Origin of the sequence: Pseudomonas sp. NPDC089428, assembly GCF_044749325.1 — a bacterium.
Lineage (GTDB): Bacteria > Pseudomonadota > Gammaproteobacteria > Pseudomonadales > Pseudomonadaceae > Aquipseudomonas.
This window is the reverse complement of the sequence record NZ_JBIVHT010000002.1, coordinates 20,873-42,510: the sequence shown is the minus strand read 5'-3', so window position 1 is coordinate 42,510 and position 21,638 is coordinate 20,873. Positions and strand designations below refer to the sequence as shown.

18 protein-coding genes are annotated in these 21,638 nt (G+C 62.9%); 9 read left to right on the top strand and 9 right to left on the bottom strand.

Annotated features, from left to right (window positions below; all coding sequences use genetic code 11):
• Positions 1 to 108: 108 nt before the first annotated feature.
• The 8 genes from ACIPZ5_RS03580 to ACIPZ5_RS03545 all read right to left on the bottom strand — a co-directional run bounded on the left by ACIPZ5_RS03580 (position 109) and on the right by ACIPZ5_RS03545 (position 10,005).
• On the bottom strand, positions 109 to 2,031 hold the full coding sequence (locus ACIPZ5_RS03580) for a PrkA family serine protein kinase (RefSeq protein WP_085676236.1): 1,923 nt from the start codon (positions 2,029 to 2,031) through the stop codon (positions 109 to 111).
• A gap of 282 nt (positions 2,032 to 2,313) precedes the next feature.
• Positions 2,314 to 2,643, bottom strand: coding sequence for a thiosulfate sulfurtransferase GlpE (gene glpE, locus ACIPZ5_RS03575; RefSeq protein ID WP_261941806.1), 330 nt, complete (start codon positions 2,641 to 2,643; stop codon positions 2,314 to 2,316).
• 41 nt (positions 2,644 to 2,684) lie between these two features.
• Positions 2,685 to 3,524, bottom strand: a complete 840-nt coding sequence (locus ACIPZ5_RS03570; RefSeq protein ID WP_343599470.1) for a symmetrical bis(5'-nucleosyl)-tetraphosphatase — start codon at positions 3,522 to 3,524, stop codon at positions 2,685 to 2,687.
• On the bottom strand, positions 3,524 to 3,904 hold the full coding sequence (gene apaG / locus ACIPZ5_RS03565; protein WP_261941804.1) for a Co2+/Mg2+ efflux protein ApaG: 381 nt from the start codon (positions 3,902 to 3,904) through the stop codon (positions 3,524 to 3,526). Before apaG ends, ACIPZ5_RS03570 begins: the two co-directional genes overlap by 1 nt.
• Before the next feature lie 207 nt (positions 3,905 to 4,111).
• Positions 4,112 to 4,912, bottom strand: coding sequence for a 16S rRNA (adenine(1518)-N(6)/adenine(1519)-N(6))-dimethyltransferase RsmA (rsmA, locus tag ACIPZ5_RS03560; protein ID WP_313712848.1), 801 nt, complete (start codon positions 4,910 to 4,912; stop codon positions 4,112 to 4,114).
• A complete protein-coding gene (pdxA, locus tag ACIPZ5_RS03555; RefSeq protein ID WP_343599467.1) occupies positions 4,909 to 5,898 on the bottom strand; it encodes a 4-hydroxythreonine-4-phosphate dehydrogenase PdxA in 990 nt (329 codons plus the stop codon). Before pdxA ends, rsmA begins: the two co-directional genes overlap by 4 nt.
• Positions 5,895 to 7,214 (bottom strand): peptidylprolyl isomerase, encoded by a 1,320-nt coding sequence (locus ACIPZ5_RS03550; protein ID WP_261941801.1) that lies wholly within the window; start codon positions 7,212 to 7,214, stop codon positions 5,895 to 5,897. The genes pdxA and ACIPZ5_RS03550 overlap by 4 nt, the downstream gene beginning before the upstream one ends.
• A complete protein-coding gene (locus ACIPZ5_RS03545) occupies positions 7,195 to 10,005 on the bottom strand; it encodes an LPS-assembly protein LptD (protein WP_343599464.1) in 2,811 nt (936 codons plus the stop codon). The genes ACIPZ5_RS03550 and ACIPZ5_RS03545 overlap by 20 nt, the downstream gene beginning before the upstream one ends.
• A 130-nt stretch (positions 10,006 to 10,135) precedes the next feature.
• Between ACIPZ5_RS03545 and ACIPZ5_RS03540 the strand changes: the two genes are divergently transcribed.
• The 3 genes from ACIPZ5_RS03540 to ACIPZ5_RS03530 are packed head-to-tail and all read left to right on the top strand — an operon-like array spanning position 10,136 to position 12,589.
• On the top strand, positions 10,136 to 11,155 hold the full coding sequence (locus tag ACIPZ5_RS03540) for a phosphotransferase (RefSeq protein WP_343599462.1): 1,020 nt from the start codon (positions 10,136 to 10,138) through the stop codon (positions 11,153 to 11,155).
• Positions 11,152 to 11,823, top strand: a complete 672-nt coding sequence (murU, locus tag ACIPZ5_RS03535) for an N-acetylmuramate alpha-1-phosphate uridylyltransferase MurU (RefSeq protein WP_400806740.1) — start codon at positions 11,152 to 11,154, stop codon at positions 11,821 to 11,823. Before ACIPZ5_RS03540 ends, murU begins: the two co-directional genes overlap by 4 nt.
• A gap of 1 nt (position 11,824) precedes the next feature.
• Positions 11,825 to 12,589: a TerB family tellurite resistance protein gene (locus ACIPZ5_RS03530; protein WP_343599458.1), complete on the top strand. Its 765-nt coding sequence runs from the start codon at positions 11,825 to 11,827 to the stop codon at positions 12,587 to 12,589.
• A 42-nt stretch (positions 12,590 to 12,631) separates the two neighbouring features.
• On the opposite strand, the gene ACIPZ5_RS03525 is transcribed toward ACIPZ5_RS03530, so the two are convergent.
• Positions 12,632 to 13,630, bottom strand: coding sequence for an alpha/beta hydrolase family protein (locus ACIPZ5_RS03525; protein WP_343599456.1), 999 nt, complete (start codon positions 13,628 to 13,630; stop codon positions 12,632 to 12,634).
• Between the two features lie 95 nt (positions 13,631 to 13,725).
• Between ACIPZ5_RS03525 and ACIPZ5_RS03520 the strand changes: the two genes are divergently transcribed.
• The 6 genes from ACIPZ5_RS03520 (at position 13,726) to ACIPZ5_RS03495 (ending at position 21,590) form a co-directional block, all read left to right on the top strand.
• Positions 13,726 to 16,113 carry a PAS domain S-box protein gene (locus ACIPZ5_RS03520; RefSeq protein WP_400806736.1) on the top strand — a complete coding sequence of 796 codons (2,388 nt, stop codon included), beginning with the start codon at positions 13,726 to 13,728 and terminating at the stop codon, positions 16,111 to 16,113.
• 10 nt (positions 16,114 to 16,123) lie between these two features.
• The gene (locus ACIPZ5_RS03515) at positions 16,124 to 16,753 is read left to right on the top strand and encodes a response regulator transcription factor (RefSeq protein WP_027917453.1); all 630 of its coding nucleotides are present in this window, start codon (positions 16,124 to 16,126) and stop codon (positions 16,751 to 16,753) included.
• Positions 16,754 to 17,094: 341 nt separating this feature from the next.
• Positions 17,095 to 18,219, top strand: coding sequence for an ABC transporter ATP-binding protein (locus ACIPZ5_RS03510; RefSeq protein ID WP_400806733.1), 1,125 nt, complete (start codon positions 17,095 to 17,097; stop codon positions 18,217 to 18,219).
• A 40-nt stretch (positions 18,220 to 18,259) separates the two neighbouring features.
• Complete coding sequence (locus tag ACIPZ5_RS03505) at positions 18,260 to 19,294, top strand: ABC transporter substrate-binding protein (protein WP_054885207.1); 1,035 nt, start codon at positions 18,260 to 18,262, stop codon at positions 19,292 to 19,294.
• 209 nt (positions 19,295 to 19,503) lie between these two features.
• Complete coding sequence (locus tag ACIPZ5_RS03500) at positions 19,504 to 20,751, top strand: ABC transporter permease (RefSeq protein WP_103448737.1); 1,248 nt, start codon at positions 19,504 to 19,506, stop codon at positions 20,749 to 20,751.
• A gap of 11 nt (positions 20,752 to 20,762) precedes the next feature.
• On the top strand, positions 20,763 to 21,590 hold the full coding sequence (locus ACIPZ5_RS03495) for an ABC transporter permease (protein WP_261941794.1): 828 nt from the start codon (positions 20,763 to 20,765) through the stop codon (positions 21,588 to 21,590).
• Positions 21,591 to 21,638 lie beyond the last annotated feature (48 nt).

Below are 21,638 nucleotides of genomic sequence, written 5' to 3'. Positions count from 1 at the left end.
ACAAGCTTCACGCTGCAAGTAAGAGCAGCCACCGCTGCTGCAAGCTGCGGCGCAGGCCGGAGCACTGACGCCGAGCAGCTTGCAGCTTGCGGCTAGAAGCTTGCCGCTTTATTGCGATTTCCTGACCCGCAGGTACCATTCCGACAGCAGGCGCACCTGTTTGTCGGTATAGCCACGCTCCACCATCCGCGTGACGAAGTCGTTGTGCTTCTGTTGATCCTCCTTGCTGGCCTTGGCGTTGAAGCTGATGACCGGCAGCAGGTCCTCGGTGTTGGAGAACATTTTCTTCTCGATCACCACCCGCAGCTTCTCGTAGCTGAGCCAGCTCGGGTTCTTGCCGTTATTGTTGGCACGGGCACGCAGCACGAAGTTGACGATTTCGTTGCGGAAATCCTTCGGATTGCTGATGCCTGCCGGTTTCTCGATCTTTTCCAGCTCTTCGTTGAGGGCGATGCGGTTGAGGATCTCGCCGGTTTCGGGGTCGCGGTACTCCTGATCCTGGATCCAGAAGTCGGCGTAAAGCACGTAGCGGTCGAAAATGTTCTGACCGTACTCGCTGTAGGACTCGAGGTAGGCGGTCTGGATTTCCTTGCCGATGAACTCGATGTAACGCGGTGCCAGGTACTCCTTCAGGTAGCGCAGGTAGCGCTCGCGTACTTCGGCCGGGAACTGCTCCTGTTCGATCTGCTGTTCCAGCACATACAGCAGGTGCACCGGGTTGGCTGCCACTTCATGTGGGTCGAAGTTGAACACCTTGGAGAGAATCTTGAAGGCGAAGCGAGTCGACAGGCCATTCATGCCTTCGTCCACGCCTGCAGCATCGCGGTACTCCTGGATCGACTTGGCTTTCGGGTCGGTGTCCTTGAGGTTCTCGCCGTCGTAGACGCGCATCTTCGAGTAGATGTTGGAGTTTTCCGGCTCCTTGAGGCGCGAGAGCACGGTGAACTGGGCGAGCATCTTCAGCGTATCTGGCGCGCAATGGGCCTTGGCCAGCGAGCTGTTGACCAGCAGCTTGTCGTAGATCTTGATCTCGTCGCTGACGCGCAGGCAGTACGGCACCTTGACGATGTAGATCCGGTCGATGAACGCCTCGTTGTTCTTGTTGTTGCGGAAGGTGTGCCACTCCGATTCGTTGGAGTGGGCCAGCAGGATACCGGTGTAGGGAATGGCCCCAAGGCCTTCGGTACTGTTGTAGTTGCCTTCCTGGGTGGCGGTGAGCAAGGGGTGCAGGACCTTGATCGGCGCCTTGAACATTTCGACGAATTCCATCAGGCCCTGGTTGGCCCGGCACAATGCGCCCGAGTAGCTGTAGGCATCGGCGTCGTTCTGCGGGAATTCCTCGAGTTTGCGGATATCCACCTTGCCGACCAGGGCAGAAATGTCCTGGTTGTTTTCGTCACCCGGTTCGGTCTTGGCGATGGCGATCTGGTTGAGGATCGATGGGTACAGCTTCACTACCCTGAACTTGCTGATATCGCCGCCGAATTCCTGCAGGCGTTTGGTGGCCCAGGGCGACATGATGGTGTTCAGGTAGCGCCGCGAGATGCCGTACTCTTCTTCGAGAATGGCCCCGTCTTCGGTGGCATTGAACAAGCCCAGTGGGGACTCGAATACTGGCGAGCCCTTGATTGCGTAGAAAGGCACCTTCTCCATCAGCTGCTTGAGTTTTTCGGCCAGCGACGATTTGCCGCCGCCTACCGGGCCCAGCAGATAGAGGATCTGTTTCTTCTCTTCCAGGCCTTGGGCGGCATGGCGGAAGTACGAAACGATCTGGTCGATGCACTCTTCCATGCCATGGAAGTCGGCAAAGGCCGGATACCGGCGAATAACCTTGTTGGAGAAAATTCGCGACAGCCTGGAGTTGGTAGAGGTGTCGATCAGTTCTGGCTCACCGATGGCCAGCAACAGCCGTTCAGCCGCCGATGCGTAGGCACTGCGATCCTCTTTGCACAGCTCGAGGTACTCCTGCAGCGAGAGTTCTTCCTGGCGCGTAGACTCGAAGCGTTGTTGGAAGTGGCTAAAAATACTCATGACGTCACCTCGCTCGATACGTGGAGACGACGCCGGATCAGTCAGCTGATGCTGGCATGCAACCGGGTTCGCCGATTGCTGTATACCCCCCAGAACACCTTGAAACGCTACCGATGACCCGCACGCCGGTGTACCGGCTCTCCCCTTTTTTTGGATGGCCTGCGCTTAAGAATAGTTGGTTATCCGCAAGGTCAAGGGCTAGCGGTGGAGAAGTTGCGAACGACCGTTCGTCAGGTGGGCTGCAAGCCCGCGTGGGGCGCGGGCTGCAGTAAAAATGAAAAATTATTCGGCAGTGCCTTGCGCGGTCTCGGCCGGGTAGGTGGTGCGCCACAGTTCGAAGCCGCCATCGACGCTGTACACGTCGGAGAAGCCCTGGCCGACCAGGTAGGCGGCTGCGCTCTGGCTGGAGTTACCGTGGTAGCAGACCACGAGGGTCGGGGCATCCAGGTCGGCATTGCGGATGAACTCGGCGACCGAATGGTTATCCAGGTGCCGGGCGCCGGTGATGTGGCCGGCAGCAAAGGCTTGCGGGTCGCGAATGTCGACGACTACCGCACCTTGCGCGCGCAGGGCCAGGGCCTGCTCGGGAGGGATGCGCTTGAATTCGCTCATGGGTACGGCTTCCTTCAGGGGTGGTCGATAAGTGTAGGTGGTTAGGCGGGGAGGCGTAAGTTACCGTCGTCGGCGCAATCACAGCGGTGATATTCGCCGCTGTCGACGTTGTACAGGGTCATGGCGCCGCCCCACACGCAGCCGGTGTCGAGGGCGATGATACCGGGCACGTCGACCTGGCCCTGGAGTGCGGCCCAGTGGCCGAAGATGATCTTAACGTGGCGCGAGCGGCGCTCCTTGTGCGCAAACCAGGGCTTGTAGCCTTTGGGGGCAGTGTCCAGGCCTTCCTTGCTCTTGAGGTCAAGCTTGCCTGCCGCGGTGCAGAAGCGCATGCGCGTGAGGTAGTTGGTGATTACCCGTAGGCGCTCGACGCCGGTGAGGCTCTTGCTCCACTTGTTCGGCTCGTTGCCGTACATGCCGTCCAGGTATGGCTGCAGGCGGTTGTCGTCGCGCAGCACTTGTTCGACTTCTCCTGCCAGTTGCAGCGCCTGGCCGAGTGTCCACTGTGGCGGGATGCCTGCATGCACCAGGGCGATGCCGCGGGGCTCGTCGTAATGCAGCAGTTTCTGCTGGCGCAGCCAGTCTAACAGCCGGTCGGCATCCGGTGCCTCGATGATCTCGCGCAGGGTATCGCTTTTCTTCAGACGCTCGACGTTGTGCCAGGCGGCCAGCAGGTGCAGGTCATGGTTGCCCAGCACGCACACCAGTGACTGGCGGATCGAATAAAGATAACGCAGGGTTTCCAGCGACTCGGGGCCGCGGTTGACCAGGTCGCCGACCAGCCACAGGCGGTCGACCGCCGGGTTGAAGTTGACCCTCGTGAGCAGGCATTTGAGCGGTTCCAGGCAGCCTTGCAGGTCTCCGACGGCGTAGGTGGCCATCAGTGCAGCGCCCCTGGGACCGCAAGGCGGAACGGCGCGATGTCGGCTTCGAAGCGCTTGCCGTCTTCGGCGAACATCTCGTAACTGCCCTGCATGGTGCCGACGCGTGTGCTGATCACCGCGCCACTGCTGTAGGTATGGCTCTGGCCGGGTTCGATGGTCGGCTGCTGGCCGACAACGCCGGCGCCGCGTACTTCCTCGACCTCGCCGTCACCGTTGGTGATCAGCCAGTGGCGCGACAGCAGCTTGGCCTTGACCGAGCCGTTGTTTTGCACGGTGATGGTGTAGGCGAAGGCGAAGCGACTGCTTTCGGGGTCGGATTGTTCTTTCAGGTAACGGGTCACGACGCTGACGTCGATCTGATAGCGAGGGTCGGACATGCAAGGGCCTTGGGCGAACTGACGCAATAATGCAGTCTAGGCCATTGGCGGGGGGGAGGGCCAGCGGTGTGGGGCATTGGAGCCTGTGTTGTCTGTGGCGGCCCTTTCGCGGGTAAGCCCGCTCCCACAGGGGCAGCACAGATTTCGAATTCTATGGGGACCTTGTGGGAGCGGGTTTACCCGCGAAGGGGGCCGGTGCAGGCTGAATCAGGCTTGCTGAGCGGCCAGCTGGTCGGCCAGGCGCACGAAGGCTGCCAGGTCGAGCTGTTCAGGGCGCAGGCTGCCATCCACGCCAGCGGCTTCGATGGCGGCACTGTCGAGCAGGCCTTTCAGGGTGTTGCGCAGGGTCTTGCGACGCTGGTTGAACGCTTCGCGCACCACCTGCTCCAGCAACCGTGCATCCTTGGCCGGGTGCGGCAGCACTTCATGCGGCACCAGGCGCACGATTGCCGAATCGACCTTTGGCGGCGGGTTGAACGCGCCGGGGCCAACGTTGAACAGGTGCTCCACACGGCAGTGGTATTGCACCATGATCGACAGGCGGCCCCAATCGCCACCGCCTGGGCCGGCAGCCATGCGCTCGACCACTTCCTTCTGCAACATGAAGTGCATGTCACGGATCAGCCCGGCGTGGCTGAGCAGGTGGAAGATCAGCGGAGTGGAGATGTTATAGGGCAGGTTGCCGACCACCTTGAGGCTGCGTGGCGGCACGCCCAGCTGGTTGAAGTCGAACTTCAGGGCGTCACCCTGGTGCAGGCGGAAATTGCTGCGGCCGGCAAACTTGTGCTGCAGGATCGGCACCAGGTCTTTGTCCAGCTCCACCACGTCCAGCTGGGCACCACTGCCCAACAGGCCTTCGGTCAGGGCGCCCTGGCCCGGGCCGATTTCCAGCAGGTGTTCGCCAGCCTTGGCGTTGATGGCGCGCAGGATGCGGTCGATGATGCCCGCATCGTGCAGGAAGTTCTGGCCGAAGCGCTTGCGCGCCCGGTGTTGGTATTGCTCGTTCATGGTCGGTTCTCGGCCATCTGGTAGGCGGTTTCCAGGGCGACGCGCAGGCTGCCCGTGTCGACCTTGCCGCTGCCGGCGAGGTCCAGGGCGGTACCGTGGTCGACCGATGTGCGGATGATCGGCAGGCCCAGGGTCACGTTGACGGCAGCGCCGAAGCCCTTGTACTTGAGCACGGGCAGGCCTTGGTCATGGTACATCGCCAGCACCGCATCGCAGTGCTCCAGATATTTGGGGGTAAACAGGGTATCGGCCGGCAGCGGGCCGCGCAGGTCCATGCCTTCGGTACGCAGGCGGGCCAGCGTCGGCTCGATGATGTCGATTTCTTCGCGGCCAAGATGGCCGCCTTCCCCGGCATGCGGGTTGAGGCCGCAGACCAGGATGCGCGGGTTGGCAATGCCGAACTTGTCGCGCATGTCGGCGTGCAGGATACGGGTGACCCGTTCCACGCGTTCGGCAGTGATGGCGTCGGCAATATCCCGCAGCGGCAGGTGCGTGGTCACCAGGGCCACACGCAAGCCGCGGGTGGCCAGCATCATCACCACCTGGGCGGTGTGGGTCAGGTCGGCAAGGAACTCGGTATGGCCGGAGAAGGCGATACCGCTTTCATTGATCACGCCCTTGTGCACGGGCGCGGTGATCATCCCGGCGAATTGCCCGTCAAGGCAACCTTGGCCGGCACGGGTCAGCGTCTCCAGTACGAATGCCGCGTTGGCTTGGTCCAACTGGCCTGGCACCACCGGCGCGGCCAACGGTGTGTCCCACACGTACAGGCTTCCAGCAGGTGCAGGCTGGTCGGGCCACTGGTCGGGCATTACCGGCAGCAGGCTGACAGCCAACCCCAGCTGCGTGGCCCGCTCGGCGAGCAGGTCACGGCTGGTGATGGCAATCAGTGGGTGGGGCTGGGCGTCAGCGGCGAGCAGCAGGCACAGGTCGGGGCCTATGCCGGCTGGTTCGCCGGGGGTGACGGCGAAACGCAGGGGCTTCACTGTGCGGCCTGGTCGGCGCCAGGCAGCTTGATTTCAACGTAGGCTTCGTCGCGGATCTGGCGCAGCCAGGTCTGCAGCTCTTCGTCGTACTTGCGGTTACGCAGCACGTTCATGGCCTGTTGCTCGCGCGCCTGCTCGGTGCTGTCGGTGGCGCGGCGGCCCAGCACTTCCAGGACGTGCCAGCCGTACTGGGTCTTGAACGGTTTGGTCACCACGCCCTGCTGGGCGTTGGCCATCTGCTCGCGGAACTCCGGTACCAGGCTGTTCGGGTCGACCCAGTTTAGGTCGCCGCCGTTGAGCGCGGAGCCTGGGTCTTCCGAGAAGCTCTTGGCCAGTTCGCCGAAGTCTTCGCCGTTCTGAATACGCTCGTACAGGCGCTCGGCCAGTTGCTTGGTGGCCGCCTCGCTGCGAATTTCACTCGGCTTGATCAGGATGTGGCGGACATGCACTTCGTCACGCAGCACGTTCTCGCCGCCACCGCGCTTCTCCTCCAGCTTGAGGAGGATGAAACCGTTGGGGATGCGGATTGGCTGGGTGATGTCGCCTACCGCCATGCTGCTGAGCATCTTGGCGAAGTCCGGTGGCAGCTGGGCAGCTTTACGCCAGCCCATTTCACCACCCTCAAGGGCGTTTTCGCTGGCCGAGTTGGCAATCGCCACCTGGCCGAAGTCGGCGCCCTGGCGCAGTTGCTGGTACAGGTCACCGACCTTGCGCGCCGCTTTCTGGATGTCGTCCGAGTTGGCGGCTTCCGGGGTCGGGATGAGGATGTTGGCGAGGCGATACTCTTCCGACATCTGCATCTTGCCCATGTCCGAAGCGAGGAAGTTCTTCACTTCCTGCTCGGAAACCTGGATGCGCTCGGCAACCCGGCGCTGGCGCACGCGGCTGATGATCATCTCGCGCTTGACCTGCTCACGGGCGTCGTCGAAAGACAGGCCGTCGTGGGCGAGGGCGGCGCGGAACTGTTCCAGCGACATGCCATTGCGCTGGGCAATGGTGCCGATGGCCTGGTTCAGCTCTTCGTCGGTGATGCGGATGCCCGAACGCTCGCCGATCTGCAGCTGCAGGTTCTCGACGATCAGGCGTTCCAGTACCTGCTGCTCCAGTGCGCCGGTCGGTGGGACACCGCCGCCACGCTTGGCAATGGTCTGCTGAACCTCGTGGACGCGCTGGTCCAGTTGGCTCTGCATGACCACGTCGTTGTCGACGATGGCCACCACGCGGTCCAGAGGTTGTACCGCGGCATGTACCGCGCCACTCAGCAATGCAGCGCCCAGCAACACCGGGCGCAGTCGATCAATAAGCTTGGTCTTCACGTGTACGGTAACCTTGAATGCCTTGGTCGAGGAACGATTCGACTTTATTGCCCACTACACCACCGAGGCCTTTCAGCACGATCTGCAGGAAGATGCCGTGGTCACCCTTTTCGTTTGCCGGGGTAGCCTGGCTGAAGTCGTCGTAGTCGACCCAGTAACGGTTGATCAGGCGCAGCTTCCAGCAGCAGTTGTCGTATTCGAAACCGCCCATGGCTTCCAGGGTACGGTTGCGGTTGTAGTCATGCTGCCAGCGGGCGATTACGCTCCATTGCGGTACGACCGGCCAGATGACCGAGAAGTCGTGCTGTTGGATCTTGTAGTAATCCTTGATGAAGGTGTCGGTGCCTGGTGTGCCATAGTCACCGCCGCCCACTTTCCAGGTACCGGTAGTGGAATCGTAAGCGATGGTGTCGTTGCGATAGCGATAGCCCAGGTTGACGACCTTGTTCGGGTTGTCCTCAGGCTGGTAGTGGAACATCGCGCTGCCCGAACGGGTGCTGCGGCTGTCCGGATCCCAGTTGAAGTCCGAATTGAAGCGCCAGTCGCGGTTGAAGTAGTAGTTGTACATCAACGCGTACGGCGATACATCCGACTGCGAGTCCTTGCGGGTGCGATAGTCGATACCCGGCAATTGAACCTTGCGATCCTTGAAGTAGTACGCCTGGCCGATGCTGAAGTTCTGACGCTCGAAGCCATTGTCTTCGATCCAGCGAGTGGTCACGCCCAGCGACAGCTTGTTCTCGTCGCCGATGCGGTCGGTGCCGGAGAAGCGGTTGTCACGGAACAGCGAGTCGTAGCTGAACAGCGTTTCGCCCGAGTCGAACAGCGGGATGTCCATCTGGTCCTTGTACGGGACGTAGAGGTAATACAGGCGCGGTTCGAGGGTCTGGCGGTAATTGGTGCCGAACAGCGAAGTATTGCGGTCGAAGTACAGGCCGCTGTCCACGCTGAGAATCGGAATGTCGCGGTTCTGGTTGCTCTTGAAGTCGCCGAACAGGTCGCGGGTGGCATCGCTGCTGTTGGCAACGTCGCTCTTGCCCTTGCCATCGAGGTCAAGATCGTAATGCGTGTACATGTACTTCAGCTTTGGCGTGATGTAGCCATAGCTGGCGCTCATCGGCAAGCTGATCGACGGCGCAACGTTCAGACGGGTACCGTTGGCACGAGCGACGCCGAAGAGGTTTTCGTCGAGCCGGCGGCCTGGGGCACCTGCGCTGTTATCTGGGTTGCCATCTTTGTCAGTGACGAAATCGTTCTTCAGATCGCGATCAAAGCGTACGGCCTCGGTCTCATAGCCAAAGTTCAAGCCGCCTGGCTGGAACGGCAACGTACCGTTGAAAGTGATCTGCGGAAGCTTGTCGTACGGGGTGATCTGCGACAGGGTCGCCATTTCATACGCTTGCGCATTCAGGCGAGCGGTGTAGCTGTCGCCACGCCAGGTGAGAGCACCCTGCTGATTGACGACGTCATTGCTCTTGACACCGATCTGGTCGCTTTCCAGGTCCTGGAAGTAGAAAGGATCGCTGATGTCGGTGTAGTCGACTTCAGTCAGCAGGCGCTCGTCCAGGCCACCTTTGTGCTGCCAGTTGACCATCCAGCGTTCTTTCTTGTAGTCCGTCTGCAGCTTGCGATCGTCGTCCGCGTCGTTGAGGTAAGCACCGCCGAACTGACCTTCGCTGGACTTGGTCAGGTAGCGGAACTCGCCTTCCATCAGCAGGCCGCGCTTGGTCATGTAGCGCGGGTACAACGTGGCGTCATAGTTGGGCGCCAGGTTGAAGTAGTAAGGCGTGACCAGCATGAAGCCGGTGTCGCTGGTGCTGCTGAACGACGGTGGCAGGAAGCCGGACTGGCGACGGTCGTCGATCGGGAAGTAGATGTACGGTGTGTAGAACACCGGGAAATCCTTGACCCGCAGGGTGACGTTGGTCGCGGTACCGAAACCGGTTGCCGGGTTCAGGGTGATGTTGTTGCCCTTCAGCTGCCAGGCGTTGCTGCTCGGTTCGCAAGTGGTGTACGTACCGTCCTTGAGGCGGATGATGGCGTTTTCGCCACGCTTGGCGTACAGGGCGTTGCCGCGGATGTGCGACTTGTGCATCACGTATTCGGCGTTGTCGACCTGGGCTTCGCCAGTGTCGAGCTGGATCTGCGCCTGGTCGCCGACGACCAGCGAACCATTGTCGCGAATCTTGACGTTGCCCTTGAGCTCGCCACGGTTCTCGGCCTGGTACAGGTTGGCTTCGTCGGCTTCGGCCTGCATGCTGCCCTGGCGCATGACCACGTCACCGGCGAGGGTAGCGATCTGCTGCTCCTGCTGGTACTTGGACACCTTGGCATTGATGTAGGTCGGCGACTCGTCCTTTGGCGTGGAGTCAGCCATGCCTGGACGGGTAGGCTCGATGTACGCGCCACCGCAGTACGGGCCGGTTTCGGCCAGCTGGGCTGCAGTGAGCTTCTCGCGTGGCACCCAGTCGAGGTGGCTGTAGTCTTCGCTGCGCGACTTCAGGCCGCGGCCCTTGGCCTCGGTGACAAGCATGGGCTTGTCAGCGCTTTCGGCCTCGGCCGATTGCGTCTCGGTGCCGGACGTAAGCGCGGCGCCTTCATGCACCGGGCGCGGAGGCAGGTTGTTGACGGGGGTCTTGGGCTTGCAGTCCCAACCACCAGAGGCGGACACTTGGCAGTCGAACTGCTCGGCTGCCACCACATAAGAGGTGGCCAGAGGTTGCATGGCCAGCAGACCGCCGGTTACCAGCAACGGAAACTTTCTACGAAACGCGGGGGATTTCAATGCCATCTTATTAGTCCGGGCTTCCTGCGTGCCATCTGCCCGCGTGTGGGGCCGCACGCCTCTCGATGGTCTGAAAAAGATGCTGGATAATAAAGCATGACCCGCTTGACGGCTAGGGCCGTCGGAGACCCTTGTAATGCCTGAACACGATGTACGCCTGCAACAACTGACTGTCTGGCTCCATGAGCAGCTCGATCAACTTTTCCGTGAAAACGCCTGGGGCGAGGTGCCCGAGGGCAGCCTGACCGCCGCCAGCAGCGATGCCAGCTTCCGCCGTTACTTCCGCTGGCAGGGTGCAGGCCATAGCTTCGTGATCATGGACGCGCCGCCGCCTCAGGAAAACTGCCGACCATTCGTCGCCATCGACCACCTGCTGGCCGGCGCCGGCGTGCATGTGCCGCAGATTCATGGGCAGGACCTGGAGCGCGGCTTCCTGCTGCTGGGTGACCTGGGTCACCAGACTTACCTGGACATCATCAATGCCGAAAACGCCGACGCATTGTTCGCCGACGCCATAGACGCGCTGCTGGCCTTCCAGCGCCTGCCGATGGACGCGCCATTGCCCAGCTACGATGACGCCTTGCTGCGCCGCGAAGTCGAACTATTCCCGCAATGGTACGTAGGCCGTGAGCTCGGCCTGGTCTTCAGCGACGCGCAGAAGGCCAGCTGGCAACGTATCAGCCAGCTGCTGATCGACAGCGCCCTGGCTCAGCCCAAGGTGCTGGTGCACCGTGACTACATGCCACGCAACCTGATGCATAGCAGTCCCAACCCAGGCGTGCTGGACTTCCAGGACGCGGTCTACGGCCCGGTCACCTACGACATTACTTGCCTGTTCAAGGACGCTTTCCTCAGCTGGCCTCAGGCGCGGGTCGAGGGATGGCTGCGCCACTACTGGGACCAGGCGCGCGCTGCGGGCATCCCGGTGCAGCAAGCGTTTGACGATTTCCAACGCGCCAGCGACCTGATGGGGGTGCAGCGCCACCTCAAAGTGATCGGTATTTTTGCGCGAATTTGCCATCGTGATGGAAAACCGCGTTATCTGGCCGACGTCCCACGATTCTTCGCCTATATAGATGAAGTGATCAGCCGTCGTCCGGAGCTTGCCGAGCTGGGCCAGCTGATCGCCGAGTTGCAAGCCGGAGCGCGTGCATGAAGGCAATGATTCTTGCGGCAGGCAAAGGCGAGCGCATGCGCCCGCTGACCCTGCACACCCCGAAACCGCTGGTACCAGTCGCGGGTCAGCCACTGATCGAGTATCACCTGCGCGCACTGGCGGCGGCCGGGTTTACCGAGGTGGTGATCAACCACGCCTGGCTTGGCCATCAGATCGAAGACCATCTTGGTGATGGCAGCCAGTTCGGCCTGCGCATTCGCTACTCGGCTGAAGGTGAGCCGCTGGAAACCGGCGGCGGTATCTTCAAGGCTTTGCCGTTGCTGGGGAATGAGCCATTCGCCCTGATCAACGGCGATATCTGGACTGACTATGACCTTGCGCACCTGCGCACACCGCTGCACGGGCTGGCGCATTTGGTACTGGTCGATAACCCGGGCCATCATGGGCGTGGCGACTTCCGACTGAATGGCGAACGGGTGGTCGATGGTGACGACGCCCCCGGCACGCTGACTTTCAGCGGTCTCTCGGTGTTGCACCCGGCATTGTTCGAAGGCTGCCAGGCGGGCGCCTTCAAACTGGCGCCGTTACTGCGCCAGGCGATGGCCTCGGGCCAGGTGAGTGGCGAGCACTACCGTGGCCACTGGGTGGATGTCGGCACCCTCGAGCGCCTGGCTGAAGCCGAGCGCTTGATCGGCGAGCGCGCCTGACATGTGGTGGCCAGGCACGGTAATCGGACTGGGCGCAGGCTTTGCGGTCGCCAGTATTCCCGGTGCGTTGCTCGGTGCCTTGCTGGGCCAGGCGATGGACCGGCGGATCCGCTTGCAGGGCTGGGAAGACATGCGCGAGCGCTTGGGCGGTCGCCCGTCCTTGCAAGACGATGAGTTGCTGTTCGTGCTGCTCGGGCGCCTGGCCAAGAGCGATGGCCGTGTGGCCGAACAACACATCCAGCAGGCACGTCAGGAAATGGTCCGTCTGGACATGCCCGAGGCCGCGCGTTTGCGGGCGATAGCCGCGTTCAACCGTGGCAAGGCAGGCAAAGACAGGCTGACTGGCCACCTGCGCCGCATCCGGCTGCAGCCGCATGCCGCCGAAGGCACCTTGCGCGCCTGCTGGCGCATGGCCTGGGCTGACGGCAAGGCCGGGCGGCACGAGCGCGAACTGCTGCTGGATTGGGGGCAGAAGCTAGGCCTGAGCCGGCGTCAGGTGCAGGCCATGTCGCTTGAGTACGAGCCGCGCAAGGTGCCAGTGTCTGGTGGCGTGATGAACTATGCGGCAGCGCTGCGCTTGCTGGGCATCGAGGATGACACCGAAGGCGACCAGATCAAGCAGGCTTACCGGCGCCTGGTCAGCAAGCATCATCCGGACAAGCTGGCGGGCAGCGGAGCAAGCGAGGCGCAAGTGCGCGAAGCGACCGAGCGAACCCGCGAACTGCACCAGGCCTACGCCATCGTTCGCAAGCGCCGCGGTTTTTGACGCCCAGTTCGCCGGCAAGCCGGCAAACAGGGCTTTGCCGGCTTACTGTTGCGGGCTGATCCAGCCTCGAACCCTGCGGAACAGCTGCTCCTGCTCACCGTTCTTGTTGGCCGGCATGGCAATCAAGGACAGCTGCTTGTACTGGCTGTCCTTCTGCCGCTTGCTGGCCTGCAAGCGCTGCGCTGCGGCATTGCGGTCGCCGGTGCGGGTGGCGAAATAGAGGTCGGCCGTCGGTACCTTGAGGGTGGGCGTCAGGCTTTCCAGGCCATGATCGACCCGCGCCGGTGTCTGCGCAGCAACCATCACCAGCTTCTGCACCTGCGGCGGGTGCTTCTCGCTCAGGTAGCGCGCGGCCCAATAGGCACCGCTGCCGTGGCCGATCAGCACGATGCTGCGCGAGTTGTGCTGCTGAGCGTAGGCCACGGCGGCGTCCAGGCGGGCGAAGATGCGTTCGGCGTCGGCCGCATCGTTCTGCTCGCCAGCTTGCTCGGCGTCGGTGCTTTCTGCGGTATCGGCGTCGGCGGCGGTGGCCTGCGCGACGTTGGCGTTGGCGTCGGCGGGTGTGTCCTTGGCCGGGGCGCTTTCGCCCGCTTTTTTCTCAGGCTCTGCCGCCGGTTTGGCCTCGACCCGTGCCTGCGGGGCGTCGGCGAGCAGGTCGGGCAGGCTCACGCTCAGGCTGTGCCAGCCGATATCCGGGAACTTGCGCCGCAGCGGGCCGACTACGTTGGGCCAGTCGGCATTTTCGCCAGCGCCAGGGACGATGATCACGGCGCCCTGCGGATCACCGTCGTTGGCCGGCTTCCACAGGGCCAGGAAACTGTCCGCTCCGGCCTGCAGGGTCTGCTGTTCGGCCTTCGGCACCAGCCGCTCCAGGGCTTGTGCATCCTCCTGGCTGCGTTCCAGCAGGGGCGGGCGTGGCGCCGGGGCGGCGGGCGCCTCGGCTGCAGCCTCTGGCTTTGTGGCATCAGCGGCCACGGCGCCGAGTGGTAAGAGCGAGGCCAGGCAGCACATTGCCAGCGTCGTGCGATAAAGTGTGGACATGAATCAACCCAAGGCCAGAATGATACCGGCAGCCTAATAGTATTTGCCCGCGGCGGCCATGCTGCATGGCCGCCCTTGCCAAGACGAGCGTGTAGATGAAGCGATTGCGTCGCCTGTTGGTTATCGGCGGTTTATGCCTGCCCTTGATCGCCTTGGCACGGCCGGACGTGCCGCCGACGGTGGTGCTGGAGCCTGCCCAGCAGCAATGGCTCGATAGCCATCGCAATCTGCGGGTCGGCCTGGTGCTGCAAGCGCCCTACGCGCAGTTCGACCGCCGTCTGCAGCAGCTTTACGGCGCCAACGTCGAGTTGGTGAACAGCTTGGGGCAGGCATTGGGCCTTGACCTGACCTGGCGCAATTTCGCCGACCAGGCCAGCCTTGAACATGCCCTGCAGGCGGGCGAGATCGATTTTGCCCCCGGTCTGACGCAAACACCGGCCAGCCTGCGCCTGTGGCTGTTCAGCGACCCTTACATGCGGGTACCGCAGCTGGTGGTAGGGCAACGCACCGGGGCGATGGCCGTGGAGCTGGAAAAGCTCGATGCCGAAACCCGCGTCGCGGTGCGCATGCCCAGCGTCCTGGCCGACTACCTGCGCGGCAATTACAGCGGCCTCAACCTGCAGGGCGTGCCTAGCGAACGCGAGGCCTTGCAACTGGTGGTCGGTGGCCAGGCCAGTTATGCCGTGCTCGATGAGGCACAGCTGAGTCGGCTGTCACGGGAAAGCGAGTTCGCCGAGCTGGTGGTGGTGGGTGATATCGGCTTGCCGCAATTGCTGCGGGTGGGCTCGCGACGCGACTGGCCGGTGCTTGCCGATGTGCTCGAGCGCGGGTTGCAGGCAATGCCGGCCAAGGAGCTGGAGCAACTTCACCAGCGTTGGTTGCAACCCAAATACCCGCGCTTGAGCGAGTCGCCTGGCTTCTGGCAGAACCTGGCCCTGCTGTTCGGCCTGTTACTGCTGTGCGCCCTGGCCACGCTGGTGTGGCAGCGTCGGCAGCAACGCCAGCTGGAGCGCAGCCTGCTGGCCACGCGGGAAAGCCTGACCGAGCGGCAAGGGCGTGAGGAGGCGCTGCGCCTGAGCCAGTTTGCAATCGATCAGAGCACGGTGGGCATTCTCTGGGTCAACTGGGACAGCCATGTGCGCTACGCCAACCATGCAGTGGAGGACATGCTCGGCTATGCCGAGGCCGAACTGCTGGAACGCCCGCTGAGCGATTTCGAGCCCAACCTGACCATGGATCGCTGGCTCGAACTGTGGAAGGGGGCCCGTGCCGGCGATGGCGGTACCCGGCAGTTCGAAACCCAATGCCGGCGGGCCGATGGCAGCTTGCTGCCGGTAGAATTGTCGCTCAGCTTCCTGCGTTTTCGCGATGCCGAATACCTGGTGGTGTACCTCGCCGATGTCACCGATCGCCATCGTGCCCTGGCGGCATTGCGGGAAAGCGAGGCGCGGCTCAAGGGCATTGCGGGCAACGTACCAGGCCTGGTGTTCCGCCTCGAGCCCGCGCCTGCCGAAGGTGAACCGGAGTTTCCTTACATCAGCGAGGGCAGCGAGGCACTGGTCGGCTACACACCTGCGCAGATCCAGCACCCGCTGATGGGGCTGCGCAATCTCGTTCATCCAGACGATCGGGCCGACTACCACCAGGTACAGGATCTGGCCATCGCCAGCGATAAGGACTGGTCGTGGCAAGGGCGCATCCTCACCCGCCAGGGTGAGCAACGCTGGGCCGACATCAAGGCCAGTGCCCGCCGTTTGTCCAATGGCCGGGTGGCCTGGGACGGTGTTGTCTGGGACATCACCCAAGGCAAGCGTGCCGAACTGGCGCTGGCCCAGTCACAGGAGCAGTTGCGCGAGCTGTCGGCGCACCTGGAAAGCGTGCGCGAGGAAGAGAAGGCCCGCATCGCCCGTGAAGTGCATGATGAGCTGGGGCAGATGCTGACCGTGCTCAAGCTGGAAGTGTCGATGTGCGAGCTGGCCTTCGCCGAACTCGACCCCGGGCTGCATGAGCGCCTGGGCAGCATGAAGCGCCTGATCGCCCAGCTGTTCCAGCTGGTGCGCGACGTCGCCACCGCGTTGCGCCCGCCGATTCTCGATGCGGGCATCGCCTCGGCCATCGAATGGCAGGCGCGGCGCTTCGAAGCGCGCACGCAGATACCCTGCCTGGTGCAGGTACCGGATAATCTGCCAGCATTGAGCGATGCCAAGGCCACCGGTTTGTTCCGCATCCTGCAGGAGGCGCTGACCAACGTGATGCGACACGCCCAGGCGCACAGCGTGGAGATCGAGCTGGTTCGAGAAGACGGGCAACTGCGCTTGACCGTCAGCGACGATGGCACCGGGTTCTGCCGGGACCAGCCCAGGCCCACATCGTTCGGCCTGGTCGGCGTGCGTGAACGGGTGCTGATGCTTGGTGGCAGCATGGCGTTGGACAGTGAACCAGGCGAGGGCACCAGCCTGAGCGTGGCCATTCCCTTGGAGTAGGAGAGCGAGCGTGATTCGAGTGCTGGTGGCCGAAGACCACACCATTGTCCGGGAAGGCATCAAACAGTTGATCGGCCTGGCCAAGGACATGCAGGTGGCAGGGGAGGCCGGGAATGGCGAGCAGTTGCTCGAGACCTTGCGCCACACGCCCTGTGAGGTGGTGTTGCTGGACATCTCCATGCCGGGGGTGAGCGGCCTGGAGGCGATCCCGCGTATCCGTGCGCTGCACGATGCCCCGGCAATCCTGATGCTGTCGATGCATGATGAGGCGCAGATGGCCGCTCGTGCGCTGAAGGCCGGGGCCGCTGGCTACGCGACCAAGGACAGCGACCCGGCCCTGCTGCTGACGGCCATTCGCCGGGTAGCGAGCGGCGGGCGTTACATCGACCCGGCGCTGGCTGACCGCATGGTCTTCGAGGTGGGGCTGACCGAAACCCGGCCGCTGCACACGCTGCTCTCCGAGCGCGAATTTTCGGTGTTCGAGCGCCTGGCCCAGGGTGCCAACGTCAACGACATCGCCCAACAGCTGGCGCTGTCGAGCAAGACCATCAGTACCCACAAGGCCAGGCTGATGCAGAAGCTCAAGGTCAATTCGCTGGCGGAGCTGGTGAAGTACGCCATGGAGCACAAACTGGTCTGAGTGTTCTGATTGCGACAGCTGCCATATCCGACACAGTGGCGAACCCTGTGGGAGCAACTGTATTGCTCAATGTCTAGAGTCTGGCGCTCAGATCCCTGTGGGAGCGGGCTTGCCCGCGAACACGGGCGAAGCCCGTGCCATTCACCACGGTGTCGGCTTCGCGGGTAAGCCCGCTCCCACAGGGAGTTGTCTCTGTGCTGAAAGCGCCTTTCTTGTAGGGCAATCCCTACAGCAAAACTTCCAGCCGGATGATGGCATTCTCTCAGCACCGCCGATTTTCGGGCGCTTGCGGCTCTTCTACTCTTTTGCCTACGCAGTCATTCCAACAAGAAGGTGCAGGCATGAGCGAGGCGAATTCGAACGCTGCCACCGGCGAGACGCTGGTCAGCTTCCGTGGTGTGCAGAAGAGCTACGACGGCGAATCGCTGATCGTCAAAAACCTCAACCTGGACATTCGCAAGGGTGAATTCCTTACCCTGCTCGGCCCCTCGGGTTCGGGCAAGACCACCAGCCTGATGATGCTGGCCGGTTTCGAAACCCCTACCGCCGGTGAGATCCAGCTCGCTGGGCGTTCGATCAACAACGTGCCGCCGCACAAGCGTGACATCGGCATGGTGTTCCAGAACTACGCATTGTTCCCGCACATGACCGTGGCCGAGAACCTGGCCTTCCCGCTGACAGTGCGCGGCTTGAGCAAGACCGACATCAGCGAGCGGGTCCAGCGGGTGCTGAACATGGTCCAGCTCGATGCCTTCGCCAAGCGCTACCCCGGGCAGCTTTCCGGTGGCCAGCAGCAGCGTGTGGCGCTAGCCCGGGCGCTGGTGTTCGAACCTCAGCTGGTGCTGATGGACGAACCGCTGGGGGCCCTCGACAAGCAACTGCGTGAACACATGCAGATGGAGATCAAGCACATTCACCAGCGCCTGGGCGTGACCGTCGTCTACGTGACCCACGACCAGGGCGAGGCGCTGACCATGTCCGACCGGGTGGCAGTGTTCCACCAGGGCGAGATCCAGCAGATCGCCGACCCGCGCACCCTCTATGAAGAGCCCTGCAACACCTTTGTCGCCAACTTCATCGGCGAGAACAACCGCATCAACGGCACCCTGCTGGCTAGCGATGGCAAGCGTTGCCAGGTGCAGTTGGCCCGCGGCGAGCGGGTCGAGGCGCTGGCGGTGAATGTCGGCCAGGCCGGCGAGGCGGTGACCCTGTCGGTACGCCCCGAGCGTGTGCGCCTCAACGGCCACAGCGAAAGCTGCGTCAACCGCTTCTCCGGCCGAGTGGCCGAGTTCATCTACCTGGGCGACCACGTACGGGTGCGCCTGGAAGTCTGCGGCAAGGCCGACTTCTTCGTGAAGCAGCCGATCGCCGAGCTCGACCCGGCGCTGGCCGTGGGCGATGTGGTACCGCTGGGCTGGGAGGTGGAGCACGCCCGCGCGCTCGATCCGATTGCCGAAGCCCACTGATGGATTGCTTCACCAACCCTGTACTGTGGAGAGAATAATAATGCGCAAGCAGTTGAAACTGACCGCCCTGGCCCTCGGCCTGTGCGCCGCCGGCCAAAGCATGGCGGCGGACCTGACCGTGGTTTCCTTCGGCGGTGCCAACAAGGCGGCCCAGGTCAAGGCGTTCTACGAGCCATGGGAGAAGGCCGGCAAGGGCAAGATCGTCGCAGGCGAGTACAACGGTGAAATGGCCAAGGTCAAAGCCATGGTCGACACCAACAGCGTGTCGTGGAACCTGGTGGAGGTTGAGTCGCCAGAGTTGGCCCGTGGTTGCGACGAGGGCATGTTCGAAGAACTCGACCCGGCACTGTTCGGCAACGAGTCCGACTATGTGAAGGGCGCCATCCAGCCGTGCGGCGTGGGCTTCTTCGTCTGGTCGACGGTGCTGGCCTACAACGCCGACAAGCTCAAGACCGCCCCGACCAGCTGGGCCGACTTCTGGGACACCAAGAAATTCCCGGGCAAGCGTGGCCTGCGCAAGGGTGCCAAGTACACCCTCGAGTTCGCCCTGATGGCCGACGGCGTGGCGCCGAAGGACGTGTATCAGGTGCTGGGCACCAAGGAAGGCGTGGATCGCGCGTTCAAGAAGCTCGACGAACTCAAGCCGAGCATCCAGTGGTGGGAAGCGGGCGCCCAGCCGCCACAGTACCTGGCCTCGGGTGACGTGGTCATGAGCTCGGCCTACAACGGTCGCATCGCCGCCGTGCAGAAAGAGAGCAACCTCAAGGTGGTGTGGAACGGCGGCATCTACGACTTCGACGCCTGGGCGATCCCGAAAGGCGCCAAGGATGTGGAAGAGGCCAAGAAGTTCATCGCCTACACCGTGCAGCCGGAGCAGCAGAAGACCTACTCCGAGAACATCGCCTACGGGCCGGCCAACTCCAAGGCCGTACCGCTGCTGGCCGATGCGGTGAAGAAAGACATGCCGACCACGCCTGAGAACATTGCCAACCAGGTGCAGATCGACGTGGCCTTCTGGGCCGACAACAGCGAGCAGCTGGAGCAACGCTTCAACGCCTGGGCGGCGAAGAAGTAAGAAACCGGGAAGCGGGGCCGCTGTGCGGCCCATCGCTGGCAAGCCAGCTCCTGCAGGGACCACGCCATTTCCGAGGTCGGTGTGGCAACTGAGGAGAGATTCCACAGGGATCAGCAGCTTCCAAGCCAGTGCAGTACCTGTGGGAGCCGGGCTTGCCGGCGATGGGCTGCGCAGCAGCCCCAATTTCAGCCTGTATCGCGGAGTTCGCCATGGCCATTGCAGTGCCCCTCAACGAAGGCGCAGGTCCAAGCCTCAAGCAGCGCCTCAAGCATGCCGAGCGGGTCAACCGCTGGAAAGCGCAGGCGTTGATCGCGCCGCTGGCGCTGTTTCTCCTGCTGGTGTTCCTGGTGCCGATCGCGGCGCTGCTGTACAAGAGCGTCGGCAACCCGGAAGTGGTGGGCGGCCTGCCACGCACGGTTGAAGTGATCAGCCAGTGGGACGGCAAGAGCCTGCCCGGTGAAGACGTCTACAAGGCGCTGAGCCAGGACCTGGCCGAATCGCGCAAGAACCAGACCCTGGGCGATCTTTCCAAACGCCTGAACATGGAGCTGGCCGGCTACCGCAGCCTGCTGGCCAAGACTGCACGGGCGCTGCCATTCAAGGCCGAGCCTGCTTCTTATAAAGATGCCTTGCAGGCGCTCGACGAACGCTGGGGCGACCCGGCCTACTGGCAGGCGATCCGCCGCAATACCAGTTCGGTGACCTCGTTCTACCTGCTGGCTTCGCTCGACCACCGTATCGATGACCTCGGCGAGCTGGCCAAGGCCACCCCCGACCAGGCCATTTACCTGGATATCTTTGCCCGCACCCTGTGGATGGGTGTGGTGATCACCGCCATCTGCCTGGTGCTGGCCTATCCGCTGGCCTACCTGCTGGCCAACCTGCCAACCCGGCAGAGCAACTTGCTGATGATTCTGGTGCTGCTGCCATTCTGGACTTCGATCCTGGTGCGGGTGGCCGCGTGGATCGTGCTACTGCAGTCCGGCGGTTTGATCAACAGCGCGCTGATGGCGATGGGCATCATCGACCAGCCGCTGGAACTGGTGTTCAACCGCACCGGCGTGTACATCTCGATGGTGCACATTCTGCTGCCGTTCATGATCCTGCCGCTGTACAGCGTGATGAAGGGGATTTCGCCGAGTTACATGCGCGCGGCGATTTCGCTGGGCTGCCACCCGTTCGCCAGCTTCTGGCGGGTGTACTTCCCGCAGACCTACGCCGGGGTAGGTGCCGGTTGCTTGCTGGTGTTCATCCTGGCCATCGGTTACTACATCACCCCGGCGCTGCTCGGCAGCCCGAACGACCAGATGGTCAGCTACTTCGTCGCCTTCTACACCAACACCAGCATCAACTGGGGCATGGCCACCGCCCTGGGTGGGTTGCTGCTGCTGGCGACTGTGTTGCTGTACCTGATCTATAGCTGGCTGGTCGGCGCCAGCCGCCTGCGCCTGAGCTGAGGAGCCTTGAGATGCTGAGCCCCTACATGTCGCCCGTCGAACGGGTGTGGTTCTACACCCTGCGCACCCTTTGCGGCCTGATCCTGCTGTTCCTGGTGCTGCCGGTGCTGGTGATCGTGCCGCTGTCCTTCAACAGTGGCAGCTTCCTGGTGTACCCGCTGCAGGGCTTCTCACTGCAGTGGTACCACGACTTCTTCGCCTCGGCCGAGTGGATGCGGGCGCTGAAGAACAGCATCATCGTCGCGCCGGCGGCCACCGTGTTGGCGATGGTTTTCGGCACCTTGGCTTCGATCGGCCTGACCCGTGGCGATTTCCCCGGCAAGTCGCTGGTAATGGCGCTGGTGATTTCGCCGATGGTGGTGCCGGTGGTGATCATCGGCGTGGCCAGCTACCTGTTCTTTGCCCCCTTGGGCATGGGCAACAGCTTCATCTCGCTGATCCTGGTGCACGCGGTGCTGGGTGTGCCGTTCGTCATCATCACCGTGTCGGCGACCTTGCAGGGCTTCAACTACAACCTGGTACGTGCTGCGGCCAGCCTGGGCGCGTCGCCGTTGCTGACCTTCCGTCGGGTGACCTTGCCGCTGATTGCCCCTGGGGTGATCTCGGGTGCGCTGTTCGCCTTTGCCACGTCGTTCGATGAAGTGGTGGTCACGTTGTTCCTTGCCGGGCCGGAGCAGGCGACCCTGCCACGGCAGATGTTCAGCGGCATTCGCGAGAACCTCAGCCCGACCATCGCGGCGGCGGCGACCTTGCTGATCGCTTTCTCGGTGGTGCTGTTGCTGACCCTGGAGTGGTTGCGCGGGCGTAGCGAGAAGCTCAGGACGCAACAACCCGCCTGATGATGGCTGCCTGTACCGGCCTCTTCGCGGCTAAAGCCGCTCCCACAG

Bases quoted from the DNA above. Each gene is read 5' to 3' on its own strand.
- glpE (WP_261941806.1), bottom strand. From the start codon at position 2,643: ATGAGCGAATTCAAGCGCATCCCTCCCGAGCAGGCCCTGGCCCTGCGC.
- ACIPZ5_RS03545 (WP_343599464.1), bottom strand. From the start codon at position 10,005: ATGGCATTGAAATCCCCCGCGTTTCGTAGAAAGTTTCCGTTGCTGGTA.
- ACIPZ5_RS03500 (WP_103448737.1), top strand. From the start codon at position 19,504: ATGGCCATTGCAGTGCCCCTCAACGAAGGCGCAGGTCCAAGCCTCAAG.
- ACIPZ5_RS03570 (WP_343599470.1), bottom strand. From the start codon at position 3,524: ATGGCCACCTACGCCGTCGGAGACCTGCAAGGCTGCCTGGAACCGCTC.
- ACIPZ5_RS03530 (WP_343599458.1), top strand. From the start codon at position 11,825: ATGTGGTGGCCAGGCACGGTAATCGGACTGGGCGCAGGCTTTGCGGTC.
- ACIPZ5_RS03495 (WP_261941794.1), top strand. From the start codon at position 20,763: ATGCTGAGCCCCTACATGTCGCCCGTCGAACGGGTGTGGTTCTACACC.
- apaG (WP_261941804.1), bottom strand. From the start codon at position 3,904: ATGTCCGACCCTCGCTATCAGATCGACGTCAGCGTCGTGACCCGTTAC.
- ACIPZ5_RS03505 (WP_054885207.1), top strand. From the start codon at position 18,260: ATGCGCAAGCAGTTGAAACTGACCGCCCTGGCCCTCGGCCTGTGCGCC.
- ACIPZ5_RS03540 (WP_343599462.1), top strand. From the start codon at position 10,136: ATGCCTGAACACGATGTACGCCTGCAACAACTGACTGTCTGGCTCCAT.
- ACIPZ5_RS03510 (WP_400806733.1), top strand. From the start codon at position 17,095: ATGAGCGAGGCGAATTCGAACGCTGCCACCGGCGAGACGCTGGTCAGC.
- murU (WP_400806740.1), top strand. From the start codon at position 11,152: ATGAAGGCAATGATTCTTGCGGCAGGCAAAGGCGAGCGCATGCGCCCG.
- ACIPZ5_RS03580 (WP_085676236.1), bottom strand. From the start codon at position 2,031: ATGAGTATTTTTAGCCACTTCCAACAACGCTTCGAGTCTACGCGCCAG.
- rsmA (WP_313712848.1), bottom strand. From the start codon at position 4,912: ATGAACGAGCAATACCAACACCGGGCGCGCAAGCGCTTCGGCCAGAAC.
- ACIPZ5_RS03520 (WP_400806736.1), top strand. From the start codon at position 13,726: ATGAAGCGATTGCGTCGCCTGTTGGTTATCGGCGGTTTATGCCTGCCC.
- ACIPZ5_RS03525 (WP_343599456.1), bottom strand. From the start codon at position 13,630: ATGTCCACACTTTATCGCACGACGCTGGCAATGTGCTGCCTGGCCTCG.